At 65.5% G+C, this 23,133-nt stretch carries 23 protein-coding genes; 14 read left to right on the top strand and 9 right to left on the bottom strand.

From position 1 onward, the window contains the following. Positions 1-35: 35 nt before the first annotated feature. Complete coding sequence (locus ACZBJS_RS11005) at positions 36-1,937, bottom strand: peptidylprolyl isomerase (RefSeq protein WP_463438709.1); 1,902 nt, start codon at positions 1,935-1,937, stop codon at positions 36-38. 241 nt (positions 1,938-2,178) lie between these two features. Here ACZBJS_RS11005 and tpiA point away from each other — a divergent pair, with 241 nt between their 5' ends. Beyond that, a complete protein-coding gene (gene tpiA / locus ACZBJS_RS11000; RefSeq protein ID WP_076825446.1) occupies positions 2,179-2,931 on the top strand; it encodes a triose-phosphate isomerase in 753 nt (250 codons plus the stop codon). A 224-nt stretch (positions 2,932-3,155) separates the two neighbouring features. Here the strand turns inward: tpiA and ACZBJS_RS10995 are convergent, their stop codons facing one another. Continuing rightward, the gene (locus tag ACZBJS_RS10995) at positions 3,156-3,686 is read right to left on the bottom strand and encodes a GNAT family N-acetyltransferase (protein ID WP_076825448.1); all 531 of its coding nucleotides are present in this window, start codon (positions 3,684-3,686) and stop codon (positions 3,156-3,158) included. A 3-nt stretch (positions 3,687-3,689) separates the two neighbouring features. Then, positions 3,690-4,256 carry a helix-turn-helix domain-containing protein gene (locus ACZBJS_RS10990; protein WP_076825450.1) on the bottom strand — a complete coding sequence of 189 codons (567 nt, stop codon included), beginning with the start codon at positions 4,254-4,256 and terminating at the stop codon, positions 3,690-3,692. Positions 4,257-4,459: 203 nt separating this feature from the next. On the opposite strand from ACZBJS_RS10990, the gene secG reads away from it, so the two are divergent. Together secG and ACZBJS_RS10980 are read left to right on the top strand one after the other, a co-directional pair. Then, positions 4,460-4,849, top strand: coding sequence for a preprotein translocase subunit SecG (gene secG / locus ACZBJS_RS10985; protein WP_028334048.1), 390 nt, complete (start codon positions 4,460-4,462; stop codon positions 4,847-4,849). 166 nt (positions 4,850-5,015) lie between these two features. Continuing rightward, a complete protein-coding gene (locus ACZBJS_RS10980) occupies positions 5,016-6,647 on the top strand; it encodes a CTP synthase (protein WP_057016524.1) in 1,632 nt (543 codons plus the stop codon). 23 nt (positions 6,648-6,670) lie between these two features. Here ACZBJS_RS10980 and ACZBJS_RS10975 read toward each other — a convergent pair whose 3' ends face one another. The 3 genes from ACZBJS_RS10975 to ACZBJS_RS10965 form a co-directional block, all read right to left on the bottom strand. Continuing rightward, positions 6,671-7,333: a class I SAM-dependent methyltransferase gene (locus ACZBJS_RS10975; protein WP_057016525.1), complete on the bottom strand. Its 663-nt coding sequence runs from the start codon at positions 7,331-7,333 to the stop codon at positions 6,671-6,673. 217 nt (positions 7,334-7,550) lie between these two features. Then, positions 7,551-8,930, bottom strand: a complete 1,380-nt coding sequence (locus ACZBJS_RS10970; protein WP_076825451.1) for a sensor histidine kinase — start codon at positions 8,928-8,930, stop codon at positions 7,551-7,553. Further along, positions 8,927-9,601, bottom strand: coding sequence for a response regulator (locus ACZBJS_RS10965; protein ID WP_316394226.1), 675 nt, complete (start codon positions 9,599-9,601; stop codon positions 8,927-8,929). Before ACZBJS_RS10965 ends, ACZBJS_RS10970 begins: the two co-directional genes overlap by 4 nt. Positions 9,602-9,769: 168 nt before the next feature. Between ACZBJS_RS10965 and ACZBJS_RS10960 the strand changes: the two genes are divergently transcribed. Further along, the gene (locus ACZBJS_RS10960; RefSeq protein ID WP_018271819.1) at positions 9,770-10,096 is read left to right on the top strand and encodes an NIPSNAP family protein; all 327 of its coding nucleotides are present in this window, start codon (positions 9,770-9,772) and stop codon (positions 10,094-10,096) included. Positions 10,097-10,278: 182 nt separating this feature from the next. Here the strand turns inward: ACZBJS_RS10960 and ACZBJS_RS10955 are convergent, their stop codons facing one another. Beyond that, positions 10,279-10,614: a PAAR domain-containing protein gene (locus ACZBJS_RS10955; protein WP_057016529.1), complete on the bottom strand. Its 336-nt coding sequence runs from the start codon at positions 10,612-10,614 to the stop codon at positions 10,279-10,281. A 165-nt stretch (positions 10,615-10,779) separates the two neighbouring features. Between ACZBJS_RS10955 and kdsA the strand changes: the two genes are divergently transcribed. The 3 genes from kdsA to glsA all read left to right on the top strand — a co-directional run bounded on the left by kdsA (position 10,780) and on the right by glsA (position 14,859). Next, positions 10,780-11,637: a 3-deoxy-8-phosphooctulonate synthase gene (gene kdsA, locus ACZBJS_RS10950; protein ID WP_076825457.1), complete on the top strand. Its 858-nt coding sequence runs from the start codon at positions 10,780-10,782 to the stop codon at positions 11,635-11,637. A 15-nt stretch (positions 11,638-11,652) separates the two neighbouring features. Then, entirely contained in the window at positions 11,653-12,846 is a 1,194-nt protein-coding gene (locus ACZBJS_RS10945; protein ID WP_463438708.1) for an MFS transporter, read from the top strand. Between the two features lie 165 nt (positions 12,847-13,011). Next, positions 13,012-14,859, top strand: coding sequence for a glutaminase A (gene glsA, locus ACZBJS_RS10940; protein WP_463438723.1), 1,848 nt, complete (start codon positions 13,012-13,014; stop codon positions 14,857-14,859). Between the two features lie 9 nt (positions 14,860-14,868). Here the strand turns inward: glsA and queF are convergent, their stop codons facing one another. Continuing rightward, complete coding sequence (gene queF / locus ACZBJS_RS10935) at positions 14,869-15,330, bottom strand: preQ(1) synthase (protein WP_141342685.1); 462 nt, start codon at positions 15,328-15,330, stop codon at positions 14,869-14,871. 69 nt (positions 15,331-15,399) lie between these two features. Then, positions 15,400-16,383 carry a Vgb family protein gene (locus tag ACZBJS_RS10930; RefSeq protein ID WP_463438707.1) on the bottom strand — a complete coding sequence of 328 codons (984 nt, stop codon included), beginning with the start codon at positions 16,381-16,383 and terminating at the stop codon, positions 15,400-15,402. 174 nt (positions 16,384-16,557) lie between these two features. Here ACZBJS_RS10930 and eno point away from each other — a divergent pair, with 174 nt between their 5' ends. The 7 genes from eno (at position 16,558) to ACZBJS_RS10895 (ending at position 23,133) form a co-directional block, all read left to right on the top strand. After that, positions 16,558-17,841 (top strand): phosphopyruvate hydratase, encoded by a 1,284-nt coding sequence (gene eno / locus ACZBJS_RS10925; RefSeq protein ID WP_076825508.1) that lies wholly within the window; start codon positions 16,558-16,560, stop codon positions 17,839-17,841. A 47-nt stretch (positions 17,842-17,888) separates the two neighbouring features. After that, on the top strand, positions 17,889-19,025 hold the full coding sequence (locus ACZBJS_RS10920) for a zinc-binding dehydrogenase (protein WP_463438706.1): 1,137 nt from the start codon (positions 17,889-17,891) through the stop codon (positions 19,023-19,025). Between the two features lie 168 nt (positions 19,026-19,193). Next, positions 19,194-19,745 carry an NADPH-dependent FMN reductase gene (locus tag ACZBJS_RS10915; protein ID WP_463438705.1) on the top strand — a complete coding sequence of 184 codons (552 nt, stop codon included), beginning with the start codon at positions 19,194-19,196 and terminating at the stop codon, positions 19,743-19,745. Between the two features lie 139 nt (positions 19,746-19,884). Then, positions 19,885-20,196 carry an FtsB family cell division protein gene (locus ACZBJS_RS10910; protein ID WP_028334062.1) on the top strand — a complete coding sequence of 104 codons (312 nt, stop codon included), beginning with the start codon at positions 19,885-19,887 and terminating at the stop codon, positions 20,194-20,196. 166 nt (positions 20,197-20,362) lie between these two features. Beyond that, entirely contained in the window at positions 20,363-21,382 is a 1,020-nt protein-coding gene (gene pdhA, locus ACZBJS_RS10905) for a pyruvate dehydrogenase (acetyl-transferring) E1 component subunit alpha (protein ID WP_229159414.1), read from the top strand. Positions 21,383-21,427: 45 nt separating this feature from the next. Next, the gene (locus ACZBJS_RS10900) at positions 21,428-22,822 is read left to right on the top strand and encodes a pyruvate dehydrogenase complex E1 component subunit beta (protein WP_076825471.1); all 1,395 of its coding nucleotides are present in this window, start codon (positions 21,428-21,430) and stop codon (positions 22,820-22,822) included. Positions 22,823-22,827: 5 nt separating this feature from the next. Beyond that, complete coding sequence (locus tag ACZBJS_RS10895; RefSeq protein ID WP_018271806.1) at positions 22,828-23,133, top strand: DUF5076 domain-containing protein; 306 nt, start codon at positions 22,828-22,830, stop codon at positions 23,131-23,133.

Raw genomic sequence — 23,133 nt, 5'->3', positions numbered from 1 at the left:
CCGCGCAGCGCGTCGTCGCGCTGTCCCGATCATGCTCAATTATTTGCGCCTGTCACCTGTGCGAAGGCTGCCTGGTTGATGGTCACACCGATATCGGACTCGATCTTCGTGACATATTGCGCGACCTGCTCGTCGCTCAGCGACCGCCGCAGCGCCTCGGTGAGCTGCTTGGCCGCGTCCGACGCGAAGTCGACCGGCGGCACCGTCACGTTGGTGACGCGGAAGACCACCCACTGGCTGCCGCCGGCGACGGAGGTCTGTCCATCGCCGTCCTTGGCGGTCCGGAATGCCGCCGCAATCACGCCGGCCGGCACGGCAGGCAGCGAGGCCTCGCGGTTGAAATTCGCCGCGGTTTCGACCTTGACGCCGGCAGCGGCGGCTTCGTCGGCGAGCTTGGCGCCGCTGTCGAGCTTCTGGACGATCTCGGTCGCCTTGGCACGCAGCTTGGTGGAGATCTGGTCTTCGCGCCACTTGGCCTCGACCTGATCGCGAACCTCGTCGAGGCTGCGCTCGCGCGACGGCGTGATGCCGAGCACGTCGTACCAGACATAGCCGCCGTTGAACTGGATCGGGTCGTTGTCGACGCCAACGTCGCTGTTGAAGGCCTGCGACACCACGTCGAGGCCGCGCGGGATGTTGGTCGCGACCTGGCCGTTCGGCAGCCGTCCGGAGCGATCGACCGCGTCGATGGTGACGGGCGTCAGCTTCAGTTTCTGTGCGGCTTCGACGACGCTGGCGCCGCCGCCGCGCTCGTCTTCCATCTTGTCGCGCAGGTCGGCGACCTTGGTGCGGGCGCGCTCGGAGGCGATCTCGTTCTTCACCTGCTGGGCGAGGCTCTCATAGCTCGGGGTCGCGCCGGGCTCGACCTTGCCGACCTTGACCAGCGCGACACCGAAGCGGCCCTGCACCGGCTGGCTGACTTCGCCTGCGGGCAGGGAGAAGGCGGCATCGGCGACGGCAGGGTCGAGGATCGCCGACTTCGCGACCAGGCCGAGATTGACGTCGGCCAGATTGAGGTTGCGCTCCTTGGCGATGTCGTCGAACGACGCGCCCGACGCGATCCGCCCGCGCGCGGCCTGCGCCTCGCCGGCGTCCGGAAACACGATCTGCGAGACCTCGCGCTTCTCCGGCGTGCTGAGCCGGTCCTTGCGCTCCTCGAAGATCTTCCTGGCGTCCTCGTCCGACACCGTTTCCCACTTGCCGATTTCCTCCGGCGTGATGGCGACGAAGGAGATCTTGCGGTATTCGGGCGCGCGGAACTGGGCCTTGTGGTCCTCGAAATAGGCGGCGAGCGCCTCGGGCGAGGGCGGATCGATGGTTCCGGCCTGCGCGGCGCCGAGCGTGATGTAGTCGATCGAACGCTGCTCGTTCTGGAACCGGGTCAGCGCCTCGACCAGAGATTTCGGCGGCTCGATCCCGGACGAGATAGTGCCGGCGATCTGGCGCCTGAGGCCAACGCGGCGCTGCTCGGCGATGTAGCGACCTTCGGTATAGCCATAGTTGCGGATCACGGCCTGGAAACGCTGCGGGTCGAACTGGTTGTTGAGGCCCTTGAAGTTCGGATCGTTGTAGATCGCGCGCAGCACCTCGGCGTCGGACAAATTGAGGCCCATGCGGCGTGCTTCCTCGTCCATCGCGGCTTCCGCAAGCGTCTGCTGCAGCACCTGGCGGTCAATGCCGAAGGCGCGCGCCTGGTCCGGCGTCAGCGGGCGGCCGAACTGGCGGCCTAGCTGCTGCAGGCGGTCGGTATAGATCTGGCGGAACTGCTCGGCCGAAATCTCGGTCCCGCCCACCTTGGCGAAGGTCGACTGGCCAAACCCCTTGAAAATGTCGGCAATGCCCCAAATTCCGAAACTGACGATCAAAACGCCCATCACCACGGCCATAATCGTCTTGCCGAGCCAGTTTGATGAGGCTTTCCGCATTCCTCGAAGCATGGGTCCAACTTGTTTTACAGGAGGGGAACCGGGTCGTGCCCAATGGGGAGCCGAAAGTCGAGGCTTTTGTCCCGCAGCAGGGCGTCACCGGGTTGAAAACCCATCATAAAGTGGCCGAAGCGCCCCCGCAACCTTGGCCGCGCGGGCGGAAGCGTCGCACGGTGTGCGCGAAGCCGCGCTCTGGAAGTCGCCGCCCGGCTCTGGTAGCGCAGGGACACGCTCGAACGATGGGAAATCCGACATGACCGACGCCATCCGGCCGCTGATCGCCGGCAACTGGAAAATGAACGGCCTGAAATCCTCTTTTGCCGAGTTCGACGCGATGCTGGCGGGCGCCGGAGATGTCGCCGGGAAGGCTGATCTCCTGGTCTGTCCGCCCGCGACATTGGTCGGGGCGTTCGCTGACAAGGCGCGCGGCTCGAAGGTCGCGGTCGGCGCCCAGGATTGCCATCCCAAGGCATCGGGCGCCCACACCGGCGATCTCTCGGCGGAGATGTTCAAAGACCTCGGCGCGGTCGCGATCATCGTCGGCCATTCCGAGCGGCGCGCCGACCACGGCGAGACCGACGCCTTGATTCGGCAGAAGGCGGAGGCCGCCTGGCGCGCCGGGCTGACCGCGATCGTCTGCATCGGCGAGACACGCGAGCAGCGCGACGCCGGCAAGACGCTCGATGTCTGCGGCACCCAGCTTGCGGGCTCGCTGCCCGACGGCTCGACCGCGGCCAACCTGGTGGTGGCCTATGAGCCGGTCTGGGCGATCGGCACCGGCCTGACCCCGACGGCCAAGGATGTCGAGGAAGTTCACAGGTTTATCCGAGGTCAGCTCACCGATCGCTTCAAGGGCGAGGGAAACAGGATCAGGATCCTCTACGGCGGCTCGGTCAAGCCGTCGAATGCGGTCGAGCTGATGGCCGTCGCCAATGTCAACGGCGCCCTGGTCGGCGGCGCCAGCCTCAAGGCGTCGGACTTTTTGGCGATCGCTGCGGGGTGTTAGGGCTGCCCCTTTCGCACCGAGCTCTCACACCGTCATCATGAAGTAGGCCGCAACGCGGCCGTCTCGAAGGATCGACGGCCCAGCTGGTGGCTGTCGACCCTTCGAGACGCGCGGAGCCTGTCATCGGGCCGCGCTTTGCGCGGACCCGTTGGCGCTCCTCAGGGTGACGGGATGGGCAGTGTTGCGCAGACAGTTGCCATCGGCATCTCTGCTTGGCTACGGATTCAGGCCGCCGCCGCGCCGATCCGCTTCCAGTAGATCATCGTGCCGGTGAGGCCGCCATTCGGCTTCAGCGCGTAGTCCGGGATGAGGCCGGTGAGCTGAAATCCCAGTCTTTCATAGAGTGGCGCAGCGCCATCCTCTGCGGCGGTGTCGAGCACCAGCAGCGTGCGGCCGTGCGCGATCGCAAGCTGCTCGGCCGTGCGCATCAATTCCGTCGCGACGCCGCGATGGCGATGGGCGACGCGTGTCATCATCTTTGCAATTTCCGCCCGATGCGGCTGGTTGGGCGGCAGCTTGAGCAGAAGCGTCACGGTGCCGATCAGATCATTGTCGGTGAATGCGCCGAGCACGATGCGCTCGCCGCGCGCGGCGGCGCCGAGCGAGTCCTGCCAGAATGCATCGGCGTCGTCCGGCGACAGCGGATGCATGAAGCTCACCGAGCCGCCGCTGGCGACGGTCTCGATCAACAATTCGCTGAGCGCGCTGCGAATCCCGGGCTCATCGGCGAGTGGCTTGATCGAAAACTGCGGCATGCATCAGCTCCGGGCCAGGGCGACCACATAGGTGCAGGAGGCGTTGGTCTCGTTGGCGAAGGTCGTCTCTGCCGGCGGGCCGAATCCGAGGCAATCACCGGCGCCGAGCAAATGGCGTGCGCCGCCTTCGGTGATGACGAGGCTGCCGCTGAGCACCCAGACCAGTTGGCGGATATGCGCGTAGGAGGAGGCGGGCAGGGTCACGGTCTGCTTCGGCGGCAGCTCGACCCGCACCAGTTCGACCGGATGGTCGGGACGGCTGAACACCTGGCGGCGTAGATAGCCGGTTTCCGGATCGCGCCAGACCGGTTGCGCGGCGGCGCGCGACAGCCGTTCGCCCTGGCCTTCGGCGCGCAACATCAGGCCGGCCAGGGTGAGATCGAAAGCCGAGGCGAGGCGCACCAGCACGACCGCGGTCGGGCTGACCTCGGCGCGCTCGATCTTGCTGATCGTCGCCTTCGAGACGCCAGCGCGTTCGGCGAGGTCGGCCAGCGACCAGCCCCGGCCATCGCGCTCGAGCCTGATCCGCTGCGCCAGGCGCTGGCTCAGATCTTCTACTAAAGTATCCATTTGTCTACTATAGTAGAAATTGCCGGTTCCCGGCAAGGCCCGGCCGGGCCGCCATCGGCGCCGCTTGTGATCGTCGACAGTGCGACTATCTCGGGGGTGACAATGCCCGGTGCAATCGTGTAACAGGGCGCGACTTCACGAAAACCGTAGAGCCGATAGCGCCGTTTGTCTGGCCGCTTGGCGGCTTGTGACGAAGGCTTGCGATGCAGACTGTCGTTATCATTGTCCACCTCATGATTGTCGCCGTCATGATCGGCGCCGTGCTGTTGCAGAAATCCGAAGGCGGTGGCCTTGGCATGGGTGGCGGCGCCGGCTTCATGTCGAGCCGCGGCACCGCCAATTTGCTGACGCGGACTACGGCGATCCTCGCGGTGGGCTTCTTCATCACCAGCCTGTTCCTGTCCTGGTACGCAGGCTACGACCGCAAGCCGAGCTCGATCGTCGGCACCGGCGCGCCGGCGCAGACGCAGCCGGCCGGCGGCACGCCGATGAACGCGCCGACCTCGGGCGGCATCCTCGATTCGCTGAAGAAGGCCGACGAGCAGCAGGGGCAGCAGGCCCCGAGCGGCCCGCAGGCGCCACGGTCGCAATAAAGCGGGGTGGCCATGCAGGATGCCCCGCTGGCATCCTGCATCAGAAACCCCCATCAATGCTCTGAAATCGCTTCCAGTTTGATGCAACCCACAGCCCGCGAATTGTTTGCCGGGAACAGCCGATTCGTTTTGCGAATCGCCGGAGTCGGATTAAAGGTAAAGTCCCATGGCGCGGTACATATTCATCACCGGCGGCGTGGTCTCCTCGCTCGGCAAGGGTCTGGCTTCAGCGGCGCTCGGCGCTCTGCTGCAGGCCAGGGGCTACAAAGTCCGCCTTCGCAAGCTCGATCCCTATCTCAACCTCGATCCCGGAACGATGTCGCCGTATCAGCACGGCGAAGTGTTCGTGACCGACGACGGCGCCGAGACCGATCTCGATCTCGGCCATTACGAGCGCTTCACCGGTCGTCCGGCCACCAAGGCCGACAACATCACGACCGGGCGAATCTACCAGGACATCATCACCAAGGAGCGCCGCGGCGATTATCTCGGCGCCACCATCCAGGTGGTTCCGCACGTCACCAATGCGATCAAGGAATTCGTGCTGTCGGGTAACGACGAGTTCGATTTCGTGCTGGTCGAGATCGGCGGTACCGTCGGCGACATCGAGGGCCTGCCGTTCTTCGAGGCGATCCGCCAGCTCAAGAACGAGCTGCCGCGCGATCACGCGGTCTACATTCACCTGACGCTTCTGCCGTACATTCCAAGTGCCGGCGAACTCAAGACAAAGCCGACGCAGCACTCGGTGAAGGAGCTGCGCTCGATCGGCATCCAGCCGGACATCCTGCTGTGCCGCACCGATCGCGAAATTCCCAAGGAGGAGCGGCGCAAGCTCGGCCTGTTCTGCAACGTGCGCGAGAGCGCCGTGATCGAGGCGCGCGACGTCGACAACATTTACGCCGTGCCGGAGGCCTATCACGCCGCCGGCCTCGACGATGAGGTGCTGGCCGCGTTCGGCATCACCGCGAAGATTCCGCCGGCGCTGCAGAGCTGGCACGTCATCAACGAGCGCGTCCGCAATCCGGAAGGTGCGGTGACGATCGCCATCGTCGGCAAATACACCGGCATGAAGGACGCCTACAAATCGCTGATCGAGGCGCTGTCGCACGGTGGCATCGCCAACAAGGTGAAGGTCAATCTCGATTGGATCGAGAGCGAGGTGTTCGAGAACGAGGACCCGGCGCCGTTCCTCGAGCACGTCAACGGCATCCTGGTGCCCGGCGGCTTCGGCCAGCGCGGCGCCGAGGGCAAGATCCGCGCGGCGCAGTTCGCGCGCGAGCGTGACGTGCCGTATTTCGGCATCTGCTTCGGCATGCAGATGGCGGTGATCGAGGCGGCGCGCAATCTGGTCGGCATCGAGGACGCCAACTCGACCGAGTTCGGCCCGACCAAGGAGCCGCTGGTCGGCCTGATGACGGAATGGCTGCGCGGCAACGAGCTCGAGAAGCGCTCGCAGAGCGGCGATCTCGGCGGCACGATGCGGCTCGGGGCCTATCCCGCGGCGCTCAACCGCGGCAGCCGCGTCTCGCAGGTCTATGGCGGCGCGACCGAGATCTCCGAGCGGCACCGCCATCGCTACGAGGTCAACACCGCCTACAAGGACCGCCTCGAGCAGCACGGCCTGCGCTTCTCCGGCATGTCGCCCGATGGCGTGCTGCCGGAGATCGTGGAGTACGAGGACCATCCCTGGTTCATCGGCGTCCAGTTCCATCCCGAGCTGAAATCGCGGCCCTTTGAACCGCATCCCCTCTTCGCGTCGTTCATCGAGGCGGCAGCCAAGCAGAGCCGGCTGGTTTAACTGAGCGGCCGTCAGCTGCGCCGCTACACGGCGCAGTCCTCGCTGGTCCGGCGTTCCTTCTTGATCGGTGAAACGTTTGCACCAGCCGCCGGCGTGCCGTCGCGCGTCATCAGCTTGTATTGCGGGCGTCGCGTCAGCCGGTAGACCGCGGCCGGCGGCACGTTGAGGATGGCGCGATCGACCAGCGTGGCGCGCAGGCCGAGCCGGTCGAGGATCGGCCGCGGCACCGGACAGCGCATGCCGTAGGTGAATTGATAGAACGCGCCGCCGGGACGTAGATAGCTGAACGCGCCGCCGACGATCGAGATGACCTTGCGCGGCGACATGTTGAGCAGCGGCAGTCCGCTGACGACGGCGCCGACCGGCGCGCCATCGTAGAGCCGCTCCGAGGCGAGGCGCGCTGCGTCCATCCACAGCACGCGCGCGCCGGGAAAGCGCAGCTGCAACAGCCGCATGAAATCCGAGCCGTATTCGATCAGCGTAAGATCCTGCTGGCGCACGCCGCGCTTCAACAGCTGATAGGTGAACGCGCCCGTGCCCGGACCGAGCTCGAGCACCGGGCCGGTGTCGGCGCTGATGTCGCGCGTGATCAGTTCGGCGAGCGCGGCGCCCGACGGCGCGATGGCGCCGACGCGGCCGGGGGCCGCCATCCACGCCGTGAAGAAAGACAGCAGATCATGTGACATTGGGATTCCCAGCAAAGTGTCGCGGCGCTTCGACTCAGATGCGAAGCGTGACGCCTTGTTTGCGGGAGCTGCATTGCGAGAACATTGCGCGAGAGCGCCGTTCCGATTGAATCGGAACGGGGCTCTCGACCCTAGTTTTGACGCGTTTCCTTCACGCGAACCGGTGCCCATCCCGCATCGAGTGCGGGACAGGCTTCGCTCGAAATCGCTTTGGCAGTCACGACGCGAACGGCGCCGGCGGTAATGTGAGGCGGAAGCACGCGCCGCCCTTCGGGCCGTCGAGCACGGAGACGTGACCGCCGTGCAGCCTTGCGATCTCGCGCACCATGTTGAGGCCGAGGCCGGCGCCGCGGTCGAGCGGCGCGAGCCGATAGAACGGATCGAATATCCGGGTGCGCTGGTCCTGGGGAATGCCGTCGCCTTCATCCGATACGTCGATGGTCGCGGCGCTGCCGACATGGATGGTGATGGTGCCGCGGCGGCCGCCATGCTGGATGGCGTTCTGCACCAGATTGGTGAGCGCGCGCTCCAGCGCGGCGCGATCGCCCAAGATCTCGACGCGATCGGTTGCGGTATCGAGCGACAGCTCGTAGCCGGCCGCGATCGCGAGCGGCGCGAGGTCGGCCGCGACATTGCGGGCGACCGCGACGAGATCAACGCGGACGAACGGATTGCGGCACTGGTCGAAGCGCTGGATGTCGAGCAGTTGCTCGGCCAATGTCGCAAGCCGCGCCGAATCCTCGAGCAGGCGGGTTTTCTCCGGACCTGGCGGCAGCGACTCCAGCCGCGTGTTGAGGATCGCGATCGGCGTGCGCAATTCATGCGCCGCGTCGGCGACGAATCGCTGGTGCCGGGAATAGCCGTCGTCGAGCCGTTTCAGCGCATCGTTGATGGCGGTCACCAGCGGCGCTACCTCGAGCGGCAGATGGTCCGCCGACAGTCGGCTGCCGCGCTGGCGGAAATCGATCCGGCGCGCTTCGTCGGCGGTGGTATCGAGACCGGCGAAGGCGCGCTTCACCACCATCGGCGTCGCGATGAAGGTGGCGCATGCCATCAGGAAAAGGCCGGGCAGGGCAATGGCGAGGAATGCCAGCGTCGTGGCGAGCGCGGTCTTGACGCTCGACATTGGCCCTTGCGTCGCTGTGAGCACCTGCACGGGGCCGGCGTCGGAATTGACGCGCTTCAGCCGCGCCGGCGGCTTGCGCGGATCATCCTCGAACATCTGCCAGCCGAGCCGCGCCTGGCTGATCTGGTCGAGTGCGTCACCGATCCTGGCAAATTCCGGCGGCACCGCGCCTTCCGTCAGCGAACGGCCATGCCGGTCGCGCACCAGGAACCAGAGGTCGGGCGTGTCGTCACGAAGCTTTTGCAGTTCGGCCGTCGGGCGCAAAATCAACTCGCCCTTGCCGTCGCGTGCGACCGCGCCCTGCACGATGGAAATCACATGATCCTCATCGCGTGGAACGATCAGGAAGCCGGTGGCACACAACGCGCTGATCAGGCAAACGATCAGCATGGCAAGCAGCAGCGCCTGGAGCGTCACCAGCCGCCAGCTCAGTTGCGAGCGCAGGCAATAGTGCTCGGCCTGTTCGCTCATGACGTTTGCTTCAAGAGATAGCCGACGCCGCGGATGCTGTGGATCTCGACGCCGGCGTTGGCGTCGGCAAGCTTGCGCCTGAGACGCGAGACGTGCGCATCGAGCGCGTTGGACTGGATCTCGTCCTCGAAATTGTAGACGGCTTCCTCCAGCGTCGCGCGCAGCACGGTGCGGCCCATGCGGCGCAGCAGCGTCTCCAGCACCAGCAGCTCGCGCCGCGGCAGCTCAAGTGGGCAGCCGTCGACACTGGCCTCGCGATGGCCGCAATCGAACGCCACGCGGCCGGCCCTGATGATCTCGAGCTGCAGGCCGGCGGGGCGGCGCAGCACGGCGCGCAGCCGCGCCATCAGCTCCTCGACCGCGAACGGCTTGGCCAGATAGTCGTCGGCGCCGCTGTCGAGGCCCGTGATGCGGTCGGTGAGATCGCCGCGCGCGGTCAGCACGATGATCGGCACGCCGTCGGCCTTGGCGCGCAGCTTCGGGATCAGCGTGAGGCCGTCGCCGTCCGGAAGCTGGCGGTCGAGCAGGACCGCGCCATGCACGTCGGCACAGATCGCTTCCTCGGCCTCGGCAAGGTTCGGCACGTGGTCGACCACCATGTCGTAGCCCTTCAGCGCCTGCGACAGCGCCGCCGCCATTTCGGCCTCGTCCTCAACCAGCAGTATCCGCATGTCCTTGTGGTCCAACTCCTGAAGGCAGGTTTTAGGGCAAGTAACATTGCAACAACATTGCGGAAATGGCCGCCCGTCGCGAGCAGGGGTGCCATGTTGTCACCCCCTCAAGACAGTCCGGAAGGCGCTGGCTATAACCGCCCGCACACCAATCTGGGAGGACTGCCAATGATCTACGAGACCCGCGTCTATCGCTGCCTGCCGGGACGGCTGCCGGCGCTGCTCAAGCGCTTCGAGACCATCACGCTGAAGCTCTGGGACAAGCATGGCATCAGGCAGGCCGGCTTCTTCACGACGCTGGTCGGGGAATCCAACCAGGAGCTGACCTATCTGCTGGCCTGGGAATCGCTCGCCGAGCGCGAGAAGAAGTGGACCGCGTTCCAGACCGATCCGGAGTGGATCACCGCGCGCGCCAAGACCGAGGAGGACGGCCAGATCGTCCTCAACATCGTCAACCAGCTTCTGGTGCCGACGGCGTTTTCGTCGGTCAAGTGACGCCCGCTGCGGCCATGTTCCCGTCATTGCAAGCGAAGCAATCCATTGGCACCACATATGCGGAGCGATCGATTGCTGCGTCGCTTCAGCGCAAAATTGCTTCGCAATTTTGTCGCGAGCTCCTCGCAATGACGGGGAGGCATCTTTTCTCGGTCCCTTGGGGAGGGAAAGTTGCAGCGACGCTATTGCGGGCAGCCCGAGGTCTGATCGCCCTGGGTCACCATCGGCTTGCCGTTGATGAAGACGCCGTGGCTGCCGGAGGTCGTCTTGCCGCCGCAATGCGTGCGATCGCCCATGACCACCGCCGGCTTGCCGTTGATCAGGACGTTGGGCACGCCCTCGACGAGCGGGCCGCCATTGCTGGTGGTATCGCCGCTGCGCGCCGCCGGCTTGCCATTGACGGTGACGCCGGTGGCTCCGCTGGTGACGACCCCGGGCTGGGTGCTGGTCTGGCCATAGGCGAGGCCCGACATCGCCGACAGGGCGGCGACGGCTCCGATCATCAGCGGGATGCGCATGGCTTCCTCATGGGAATCTGTTCCGCGCCAGTTTATAGGCGCTGTTTGGGCGGGATTGTGTTAGCACGGCGCACCCACGGCGTCAGCGCAACCCCCTCATCGTGCGGGATGGCTTGATCCGTCCCGCGCGGGACTGCATGGTCGCCGGCAAAAGGATGCAGCATTTTGACCAATCAGGTTTCCGCGCAAGCCGCCGCGCCGATCGTTGCCGTCGGATCGGCCAAATTCGGCAATGCCTTGCCGATTTCGATCATCGCCGGTCCGTGCCAGCTCGAGAGCCGCGCGCATGCGCTTGAGGTGGCGTCCGCGCTGAAGGAGATCGCGGTCCGGCTCAAGGTCGGTCTGGTGTACAAGACCTCGTTCGACAAGGCGAACCGCACCAGCGCGACCGCGGCGCGCGGCATCGGATTGGCGCAGGCGCTGCCGATCTTCGCCGAGATCCGGTCTTCGCTCGGGCTGCCGGTGCTGACCGACGTGCATGAGGCGACCCAGTGCGCCGACGTGGCGCAGGCGGTCGACGTGCTGCAGATTCCGGCCTTCCTGTGCCGGCAGACCGATCTGTTGCTGGCTGCGGCCGCGACCGGCAAGGTCGTCAATGTCAAGAAGGGCCAGTTCCTGGCACCGTGGGACATGGCCAATGTGGTCAGCAAGATCACCGGCGCCGGCAACGCCAACGTGCTGGTCACCGAGCGCGGTGCATCGTTCGGCTACAACACGCTGGTCTCGGACATGCGCGCGCTGCCGATCTTGTCGCGCACCACCGGCGCGCCTGTGATCTTCGACGCCACCCATTCGGTGCAGCAGCCGGGCGGCAAGGGCACCTCGTCGGGCGGCGAGCGTGAATTCGTGCCGGTGCTGGCGCGGGCCGCGGTCGCGGTCGGCGTCGCCGGCGTGTTCATCGAGACTCATCCCGATCCGGATCATGCGCCGTCGGACGGCCCCAACATGGTGCCGCTCCGCGACTTCGAGGCCCTCGTCAAGCGGCTGATGCAGTTCGACGCGCTCGCGAAGACGGCGGCCTGACCGGCGGACAACGACATGACCGCAACCAGCGGCATGCCGCCGGCCCTCAACGTGATCACGCTGGCGACCTTCGCGGCGAGCCTGTCGGTGCGTGCGCTTGATCCGGTGCTGCCGCATGTCGCTGATGACTTCGGCGTCAGCATAGCGACCGCCGCGAGCTTCGCCGCGGTGTTCGCCTTCACCTTTGCCGCGGTGCAGCCGGCGATCGGCGCCGCTGCCGATTTGTTCGGCAAGGCGCGGCTGATGACGATCTGCCTCGGACTGCTCGGCGTTGCCAACATCCTCGGCGCGCTCTCGACCTCGTTTCCGATGCTGTTCGTGACCCGCATCCTCGCCGGCATCGGCTCGGGCGGCGTGTTTCCGGTGGCGCTGTCGCTGACCAGCGATCTGGTTGGCCCGGACAAGCGGCAGCTCGCGATCGGGCGAACCCTGGCGGGCTCGATGACCGGCAATCTGCTCGGTGCGACGGCATCCGGCCTGATCGGCGACTTCCTCGGCTGGCGCGGCGTGCTCGCGGTGCTCGGGGGCCTCGTGATTATCGTCGCGCTGGCGGTTGCAGCCGGCTTCCGCGGCGCTGCGCTGAACCGTCCGCCGCGCACCAGCCTGAAGGCGCTGCGCCACGGCTATCGCACCATCTTCACCAATCCGAACGCCCGCATCTGCTATTCGGCAGTCTTCATCGAAGGCTGCTGCGTGCTCGGGCTGTTTCCCTTCATCGCCTCGTTCCTGTTCGAGCTCGGCGAGACCTCGCTGTCGATCGCCGGCATCGTGATCGCGGGATTTGCGATCGGCGGATTGCTCTACACGCTGACGGTATCGCGCCTGCTGCCGTGGATCGGGGTGAGGGGGATGATGATCGTTGGCGCGACACTGGTTGCGATTCAACTGGTCGGGGTCGCCTTCGGGCCGCACTGGAAGCTGCAGATGGCGGGCCTCCTGGTGATGGGCCTCGGCTTCTACATGATCCACGGCTGCCTGCAGGTGTTCGCCAGCGAGCTGTCGGTCGAGGCGCGCGCCACCGCGCTGTCGCTGCACTCGTTCTTCTTTTTCATGGGCCAGACCGTCGGCCCGATCGCCTATGGCTTCGGCCTGCAACACGTCGGCAAGACCGCGACGTTGGTGTCAGCCGCCGCCGTGATGGTCGTGCTCGGCTTTATCTGCGCGCGGTTTCTGCGGCAGACCAGGCCCGCCGATGCGCAGACAACCTAGGCGTCCACGGGCCCACCGGCGGTGGCAGACACAACATGCAGGGAAGCGGGGTGCAGCGTCAGGATGACGCATTCGCGGCAGCGTTCGGACGACCGGGCATGGCATGAGGATTGCTTATTTCTCGCCATTTGAGGTGAGAGCGTGGACGTCCAGACTGGCTGGCCTATTCGAGGGAATGCGGACGTCAGGACAACGGGATATGGCACCGAGCCTCCACTTCAGCGTTTTCTGGCCTCCTGCCACCAAGAATTCAAATCGGACAATTCCGGCGCGCTCGCCGACTACATTCCGGAGCTGAAACGGGCCAACCCGGCGCATTTCGGCATCAGCCTCGTCACCATCGATGGCCATGTCTACGAAGTCGGCGACAGCGCCGCTCCTTTCACCATCCAGTCCGTTTCGAAGGCGTTCGTGTTTGCGCTGGCCCTCGATCTCGTCGGCGAAGCGCGCGTCGCGTCGGCGATCGGCGTCGAGCCGAGCGGTGAGGCATTCAACTCGATCCGGCTGACCAACGACAACAAGCCGTTCAATCCGATGGTCAACGCCGGCGCGATTGCCTGCTCCGGGCTGATCCACGAGGTCGATGGCCGCGCCGCATTCGAGCGCATCCGGGACAAGCTCGGCCAGTTTGCCGGCCGCGAACTCGACGTCGACGACGCGGTCCATGCGTCGGAGACGGCGACCGGCAACCGCAATCGCGCGATCGCCTGGCTGCTGCGCAACTACCTCGTGCTACAGGACGGCGTCGATGCCGTGCTCGATATCTATTTCCGGCAATGCGCAATTCTCGTCACCGCGCGCGACCTCGCGGTGATGGCCGCAACGCTCGCCAATCGCGGCGTCAATCCGGTCGGCGTCCAGGTGGTGACGCCGCATGTCGTCGCGCGCACGCTGTCGGTGATGACGAGCTCGGGCATGTACGACTATGCCGGCGAGTGGATCTATCGCGTCGGAATGCCCGCCAAGAGTGGGGTCGGCGGCGGCATCGTCGCAGCGCTCCCGTCGCAATTGGGGCTCGGCACCTTTTCGCCGCTGCTCGATGGGCACTTCAACAGCGTGCGAGGCCTGAAGGTTTGTGAGGCGCTGTCGGCGCGATTTGATCTGCATATGCTCAACCGCAGCGGCGACGTCCGCACCTGCATCATCGCCGACTACGACATCTTCGGCATCACCTCCCGCCGCAGCCGCCAGCCGCACGAACAGCAGATCCTCGATGACCGCCACAGCGACACCCGCGTCATCGAGCTGGTGGGGGCGCTCAACTTCGCGTCGATCGACTACGTCACTCGCCGGCTGTCCAGCGAGCCGCCCGGCGCGCCGCTGCTGATCCTAGATTTCCACCGCGTGCCCGACATCACGGCAGCCGGCGCCCAGCTGCTGGCTGAGAAAATCGCCACGCTCGGAAATTCCGGTGTCACCACGATCATCTCCGGTGTCGAGACGACGTCGCCGGTCTGGGCCACGATCCGCGCGCAGATCGAAGAGCCGAAGCGGTTGCGGCATTTTCCGCTGCTCGACGACGCCGTTGAATGGGCCGAGGATCAACTGATCTACCGCTATGGCGGCTTCACCGAGACCAAGGAGACCGCCCATCTCGGCGAGCAGGCGCTGTTGGCCGATCTCGCGCCCGAGGAGATCGCTGCGCTCGCCGAACTCTCGACGCCGCGCCGCTACGACGCCGGCCAGCGCATCGTCGTGGCCGGCGAGCCGGCCAATTCGTTGTTCTTCCTGCAAAGCGGGATGGTGAGCGTGAAGCTGCCGAGCGGCGTGCGGCTTGCCTCGCTCGGGCCGGGCATGGAGTTCGGCGAGATGGCGATCATCGAGAGCCACCGCAGCGCCGACGTCTGGGCGGACACCCCGGTCAAATGCCTCGAGCTACCGATCGACAGCTTTGCCGACTATCGTCAGCTCCACCCGCAGATTTCGATGAAGATCATGCGCAATCTTTCCGCACTGCTGGCGCGCCGCCTGATCCTCGCCAATGCCAAGGTCGATCTGCTGAGCGCCTATTGAGACGCCGGATCACCCGCGCCCGCGATAGGGCGCGACGCCCTGATCGGGAACCCAGACGCCCTTCGGCAGCCGGCCGGTCTGGAAGAAAACGTCGATCGGGATGCCGCCGCGCGGATACCAGTAACCGCCGATCCGCAGCCATTTCGGCTTGATTTCCCCGACGATACGCTTCCCGATCATGACGGTGCAATCCTCGTGGAAGGCGCCGTGATTGCGGAAGCTTGCCGCATAGAGTTTCAGCGACTTAGATTCCAGGAGCCACCGGCCCGGCACAAAGTCGAGCACCAGATGGGCGAAGTCCGGCTGGCCGGTGATCGGGCAGACCGAGGTGAATTCCGGGATAGCGAAGCGCACCAGATAATCCGTGCCGGCCTGCGGATTGGGGACGCGGTCGAGCACCGCCTTGTCCGGGCTATCCGGCCACGCGACGGCACGGCCGAGTTGCAGGGTTTTCTTCGCCATGGGCCTCATCCTTGTGGGAGCGGCCGAAATGAACGGAAGCGGGCGGTTCGTCAACCGTCCGCGTGCGGGGGCAGGGTGCTACGCGGGCGCGGCAGTCTGGATCAGGACCAAGCGGTCTTGGCCGGATTCACAGCCCCAGACCTCGCCGGGCCGGCCATCGAGTTGCCGGACATTCGCGCCGGCGCGGTCGCTCGGAAAGGCGTTGAAGGTCGCGCCCACCGGATCGAAGCGCATGATCGCGTTGGCCGAGAAATCGGTGAGCCAGACCTTGTCCTTGTCGTCGACATAGACGGCATAGGTCCGTGGATTGCTGCCGGGCAGCTTCCAGGCCCTCCACGTCCCGTCGGCGGGATCGTGCACCGACACGTTGCCGCTGTTCCATTCGCTGACCCAGATCCGCCCCCGCGAATCCGACCACACCCGTCGCGCGCCCTGTTTCGGCGTCGGCGGTTGGACCACGCTGGCGTTGCCGGTCGCAGGGTCAATCCGTGCGATATAGCTGCCGGCAAGCGAGGCGTACCAGATGTCGCCGTTTGGGGTCACGGTGATGCCGTAGGGGCCGACGCCGCGCGGTGCCTCGAACACCTTCATCTCACCGGATTTCGGATCGAGCCGGCCGTAGAAGCCGGACTGGCCGGTGAACCAGTAGACGCCGCGCTTGTCGAACACGCCGGTATTGAGATTGGCGTCAGCGGCTTTCTCAGGCAGGCGGAACAGCGTCACCTTGTGGTCGCCGGGGTCGACGCGGGCGATCGCATTCTGCCCGCCCTCGGTTACCCATGGCGCGCCGTCGGGGCCGATCGTGACGCCGTGCGGGGCCGCACCCTTGCCGAGGCTGACCAGCTTGAACGCACTGTCGCGCGGATTGAGCCGGCCCAGCGCACCGCTGCGCTGGCCCGTGAACCAGACGGTGCCATCGGGCGCCGGCGTGACATCGTGCAGGCCGGTCCCGGCGTCGACGTTGAAATATTTCACCCGGGACGGCGTCTGGGCATCCTGCGCCTGCGCTCTCGTGGTCAAAATCGCGGCAGTGGTGGAGGCGAGAAACTGGCGACGGTTCATTGCGTTATCCCGGCTTCGTGAAACAATGGGCCAGCACGCGAAGGTAATCCCCGACAGCATAAACCCACCACATTGCACCGTCAGACGGGCCGGGCGGGCGGGCCGTTCACATTTGCTTGCGCGCCGTGTATGACGCGGCGCATCAGCCAACCCCATATCGAGAAAGAGCACGTCATGACTGACATCGTCGACATCATCGGCCGCGAAATCCTTGATAGCCGCGGCAACCCCACGGTCGAGGTCGATGTGGTGCTGGAGGATGGGTCAATCGGTCGCGCGGCGGTGCCGTCGGGCGCCTCCACCGGCGCGCATGAGGCGGTGGAACTGCGCGACGGCAACAAGGCGCGCTATCTCGGCAAGGGCGTCGAGAAGGCGGTCGCCGCCATCAACGGTGAGATCTTCGAGGCGCTCAGCGACCAGGCGGTCGAGGAGCAGGTCGCGATCGACCAGATCATGATCGAGCTCGACGGGACGCCGAACAAGAGCCGGCTCGGGGCCAACGCCATCCTCGGCGTCTCGCTGGCCTGCGCCAAGGCCGCCGCCGAATCCTTCGACATGCCGCTGTATCGTTATGTCGGCGGCACCTCGGCGCGGACGCTCCCGGTGCCGATGATGAACATCATCAATGGCGGCGTGCATGCCGACAACCCGATCGACTTCCAGGAATTCATGATCCTGCCGGTCGGCGCCACGTCGTTCGCCGAGGCGCTACGTTGCGGTTCGGAAATTTTCCACACGCTGCGCGGCGAACTGAAGAAGGCCGGCCACAACACCAATGTCGGCGACGAGGGCGGCTTCGCGCCGAACCTGCCGTCGGCCGACGCCGCGCTCGAGTTCGTGATGAATGCGATCGGCAAGGCCGGCTACAAGGCGGGCGACGACGTCGTGCTCGGCCTCGACTGCGCCTCGACCGAATTCTTCAAGGAAGGCTCCTACGTCTATGGCGGCGAGAACAAGACCCGCTCGCGCTCCGAGCAGGTGAAGTATCTCGCCGATCTCGTCAGCCGCTATCCGATCGTCACCATCGAGGACGGTATGTCGGAGGACGACATGGACGGCTGGAAGGAACTGACGGATGCGATCGGCAAGAAGTGCCAGCTGGTCGGCGACGATCTGTTCGTCACCAACGTCACCCGGCTTGCCGACGGCATCAAGAACGGCCGCGCCAATTCGATCCTGGTCAAGGTCAACCAGATCGGCACGCTGACCGAGACGCTTGCGGCGATCGAGATGGCCTACAAGGCCGGCTACACCGCCGTGATGTCGCACCGCTCCGGCGAGACCGAGGACTCCACGATCGCCGATCTCGCGGTCGCCACCAATTGCGGGCAGATCAAGACCGGCTCGCTGGCGCGCTCCGACCGCACCGCCAAATACAATCAGCTGCTCCGCATCGAGCAGCAGCTCGGCACCCAGGCGAAATACGCGGGCAGGGCGGCCTTGAAGGCCTTGGCGTAGCGCCCCAGCTTGAACGGGATCCAACAAAACTCAAAAGGGAGGTCGGGATGAACGACGGCAAGAGCGGTCTGCAGCTGCGTTCGCTGCTCAAGAAGAATGGCGAGCTCGAGATATCGCTGGTCAATGTCCCGACCCCCGAGCCCGGCCCCGACGAGGTCGTGGTCCGGGTCGAGGCGACCCCGATCAATCCGTCCGATCTCGGTCTGTTGATCGGCCCGGCCGACATGTCGGCCGCCAAGGTCTCCGGCAGCAAGGAATTGCCAGTGGTGACCGCGCGCGTGCCGGAAGCTGCGTTGCTGGGCCTCGCGGCACGACTCGACGAGTCCATGCCGGTCGGCAATGAAGGCGCCGGCGTCGTGATCAGGACCGGTTCATCGGATGCGGCGAAAGCGCTGATGGGCCGGACGGTCGCGATGATCGGTGGCGCGATGTATGCGCAATACCGGACGTTGCGCGTCAACGAATGCCTGCCGCTGCCCGACGGCACCACGCCGGCGGAAGGCGCGTCCTGCTTCGTCAATCCGCTGACCGCGCTCGGCATGACCGAGACGATGCGGCGCGAGGGGCACAAGGCGCTGGTGCACACCGCGGCAGCGTCCAATCTCGGCCAGATGCTCAACAAGATCTGTCTCAAGGACGGCATCGGCCTCGTCAACATCGTGCGCAACAAGGAGCAGGCCGACATCCTGCACAAGATCGGCGCCAAACATGTCGTCGATTCCTCCGCGCCCGATTTCATGGACAAGCTCACCGGCGCGCTGGTCGAAACCGGCGCCACCATCGCCTTCGATGCGATCGGCGGCGGCAAGCTCGCGGGCCAGATCCTGGTCGCGATGGAGACCGCGATCAACAAGACCGCCAAGGCCTACAGCCGCTACGGCTCGAATGTGCACAAGCAGGTCTATGTCTATGGCAGCCTCGACACCCGCTCGATCGAATTGCCGCGCGGCTTCGGCATGGCCTGGGGCGTCGGCGGCTGGCTGCTGTTCCCATTCCTGATGAAGATCGGTCCGGAGGCCGGCAACAAGCTGCGCCAGCGCGTGGTGGCCGAACTGAAGACGACTTTCGCCAGTCACTACACCAAGGTGGTCTCGTTGCAGGAGACCCTGCAACTCGACAACATCGCCGTCTACAACAAGCGCGCGACCGGCGAGAAATTCCTGATCAACCCGAACAAGGGCTGAGGATCGAAACGCAGGGGCCGTCCCGATGGGGCGGCCTTTTGCTTTGCATAGACCAATTCCGCGAAACGCTGCGTTTCCGGAATTGGACGATCCATGCACTTGCATCTTTCTTGGTGCGCCGGTAGGTGAGGGGCACCAGTTTCACGCGCAATCCGAGGGGAATTTGCTATGGCCTATAACATCGTCACCATCGTCGGCAGCATCCGCAAACAGAGCTTCTCGCTCAAGATCGCCAATGCGCTGGCCAAGCTTGCACCGGCGTCGCTGAAGCTCGATGTGACGACGCTTCAGGAAATTTCCTTCTTCAACCAGGACCTCGAGGCCGCGCCGCCGGCGGACTGGCTTGCCTTCCGCGAGAAGCTGCAGAAGTCGAACGGCGTGCTGTTCGTGACCCCCGAATACAACCGCTCGATCCCGGGCGTGCTGAAGAACGCCATCGACGTCGCCTCGCGGCCCTACGGCAAAAGCTCGTTCATCGGCAAGCCGGTCGGCATCATCGGCAATTCGCCCGGACCGCTCGGCGGCGTCAGCGCGGTGAAGCACCTGCAGAACATCCTGCCCGGCATTTCCGGCCCGATCCTCGGTCAGCCGGAAGCCTATCTCAACGGCGTCGGCGATGCCTTCGACGACAACGGCGAACTGACCAAGGAGTCGCTCAAGGGTGTGCTGCAGCAGTATCTCGACGCCTTCGCGGCCTTTATCGAAAGGCAGAACCGCTGAGCAAGAGTCCCGTTCCGATCGAATCGGAACGGGCTCTGAACTTGCTTTGACGCGTTGTCTTCACGCGAACCGGCATCCACTTCGCTCGAAAACGCTCTGGTTCAGCGTTCGTTAACCCCATGGCCGCATGCTCGCGGCCATGGTTTCCCGCACACGCCTCAAATCGATTCTGACCGGGCTCGCCCTCTATACGCTGGCGGCGCTGATGGTCGGCTATTTCGGCGTCAACGCCTACACCGGCAAATACGGCTTGAACGCGCGGCAGGAGCTCGATCAGGAGATCATCGCGCTGACCTCCGAGCTGGCGCGGCTGAAGAAGGAGCGGGCCGAGGGCGAGCAGCGGGTGTCGCTGCTGCGGTCGGACCGGGTCGATCCCGACATGCTGGACGAGCGTGCGCGCTTCCAGCTCGACTACGCCAACCCGCGTGACCTCGTTCGGATCAACAAGTAACTGACGACGCGTTCTCAAATTTCAAAATCACTCGCGCGCTATCACAAAAATGTCGCGCTGCGCTGCAGTGCGGCATAGCAAAATTCCATCGGGCGAACGCAATCCTTCCAAGGCGATTTGAGTTGGGTTAGAGAGGGTTCTCCGACTTCTCTCACCCGGAATTGCCATGGCCGCACCCAAGAAAAGCGTCGCAAAAGAATCAGGGCAGGAGAAGGCCGGCTCTCCCCCCGAATTCACCAAGGAGCAGGAGCTCAAGGCACTGCGGGACATGCTCCTGATCCGGCGCTTCGAGGAGAAGGCCGGTCAGCTCTACGGCATGGGTGCGATCGGCGGCTTCTGCCATCTCTATATCGGCCAGGAAGCGGTCGTGGTCGGCATGCAGATGGCGCTGAAGCCGGGCGACGAGGTCATAACCGGCTACCGGGACCACGGCCACATGCTGGCCTGCGACATGGAAGCCAGAGGCGTGATGGCCGAATTGACCGGACGCCGCGGCGGCTATTCCCGCGGCAAGGGCGGCTCCATGCACATGTTCAGCAAGGAGAAGCATTTCTACGGCGGTCACGGGATCGTGGGCGCGCAGGTCTCGCTCGGCACCGGCCTTGCGTTCGCCAACCGCTATCGCGGCAACGATAACGTCAGCGTGACCTATTTCGGCGACGGCGCGGCCAACCAGGGCCAGGTCTATGAGAGCTTCAACATGGCGGAGCTGTGGAAGCTGCCGGTGATCTACGTGATCGAAAACAATCGCTATGCGATGGGCACCTCGGTGTCGCGCGCATCGGCCCAGCAGGATTTCTCCAAGCGCGGCGCCTCCTTCAACATTCCGGGCAAGCAGGTCGACGGCATGGACGTGCGCGCCGTCAAGGCCGCCGCCGATGAGGCCGTGGCCTGGTGCCGCGGCGGCAACGGTCCGATGATTCTCGAGATGCAGACCTACCGCTACCGCGGCCACTCGATGTCCGATCCGGCCAAGTACCGCACGCGCGAGGAGGTCGAGAAGGTGCGTCACGACCAGGACCCGATCGAGCAGGTGCGCAACCGCTTGCTGGCCTCGGGCGCCAGCGAGCAGGACCTGAAGGCGATCGACGCCCAGGTGCGCGAGATCGTCAACGAGGCCGCCGACTTCGCGCAGCACGATCCGGAGCCGGATCCGGCCGAGCTCTACACCGACATCTACCGCTGACCCCACCCGCGCAGACGAATTTCAAGACCGATTTCGGGAGCCGATATGCCCATTCAAGTGCTGATGCCTGCGCTGTCGCCCACCATGGAGAAGGGCAACCTCGCCAAATGGCTGAAAAAGGAAGGCGAGACCATCAAGTCCGGTGACGTCATCGCCGAGATCGAGACCGACAAGGCGACGATGGAGGTCGAGGCAACCGACGAGGGCACGCTCGGCAAGATCCTGATTCCGGAAGGCACCGCGGACGTTGCGGTGAACACGCCGATCGCCACCATTCTCGTCGACGGCGAAAGCGCCGCCGACCTCGCCAAGGCGCCGGCGGCTCCAGCGCCGCAGCCGAAGGCCGCCGAAGCCGCGCCTGCCGAAGCCAAGGCGGAAACGCCGCAGCCCGCGGCGAAGGCACCAGCCGCGCCCGCGACCGAGTCACTGCCTGATCCGGAAATCCCTGCGGGGACCGAGATGGTCACGCAGACCATTCGCGAGGCGCTGCGCGATGCGATGGCCGAGGAGATGCGCCGCGACGGCGATGTCTTCATCATGGGCGAGGAGGTCGCGGAATATCAGGGCGCCTACAAGGTGACGCAGGGCCTGTTGCAGGAATTCGGCGCCCGCCGCGTGATCGACACGCCGATCACCGAGCACGGCTTTGCCGGCGTCGGCGTCGGCGCGGCGATGGCGGGCCTGAAGCCGATCGTCGAGTTCATGACCTTCAACTTCGCCATGCAGGCGATCGACCAGATCATCAACTCCGCCGCCAAGACGCTCTATATGTCCGGCGGCCAGATGGGATGCTCGATCGTGTTCCGCGGCCCGAACGGCGCCGCCGCGCGTGTCGCCGCGCAGCACAGCCAGGACTACGCGGCGTGGTACTCGCAGATCCCGGGCCTCAAGGTGATCGCGCCGTATTCGGCCGCCGATTACAAGGGCCTGCTCAAGGCCGCGATCCGCGATCCCAATCCGGTGATCTTCCTCGAGAACGAGGTGCTGTACGGCCACACCGGCGAGGTGCCGAAGCTGGCTGATTTCGTGGTGCCGATCGGCAAGGCGCGGATTGCCCGCGCCGGCAAGGACGTCACCATCGTCTCCTGGGCGATGGGCATGTCCTACGCGCTGAAGGCTGCCGACGAACTCGCCAAGGAAGGTATCGAGGCCGAGGTCGTCGATCTCCGCACCATCCGTCCGATGGATACCGAGACCATCATCAACTCGGTGAAGAAGACCGGCCGCGCGGTGACGGTCGAGGAGGGCTGGCAGCAGAGCGGCGTCGGCTCTGAGGTCGCCGCGCGCATCATGGAGCATGCCTTCGACTATCTCGACGCGCCGGTGGCGCGCGTCTCCGGCAAGGACGTGCCGATGCCCTATGCCGCCAACCTCGAAAAGCTCGCTCTGCCCTCCGTCGCCGAGGTGGTCGCCGCCGCCAAGGCCGTATCCTACCGGTAACGCCGATGGCCGGTCCCAAGGAGCAGCCGCTGCCGCCTGACGTGATGGGCCGCGACGACGCCATCGAGGTGCTGCGCGCCTTCGTCGTCGATGGCGGCCTGTCGATCGCGTTCCAGCGCGCTTTCGAGGAGCCGGACATGTGGGGGCTCATGCTGGTCGACATCGCCCGCCACGCGGCGCGCGCCTATGCGCGCGAGAGTGAATACACCGAGGACGAGGCGCTCGCGCGCATCGTCGAGATGTTCGAAGCCGAAATCGCCCGGCCGACCGACATGGGCCAAACCAAACCGCGGTCGCAACAAGGTCACTGA

It is taken from the genome of Bradyrhizobium sp. KZN70725 (assembly GCF_055264925.1).
The sequence above is the reverse complement of the archived record's forward strand: the minus strand, read 5'-3'. Positions and strand labels throughout refer to the sequence as shown.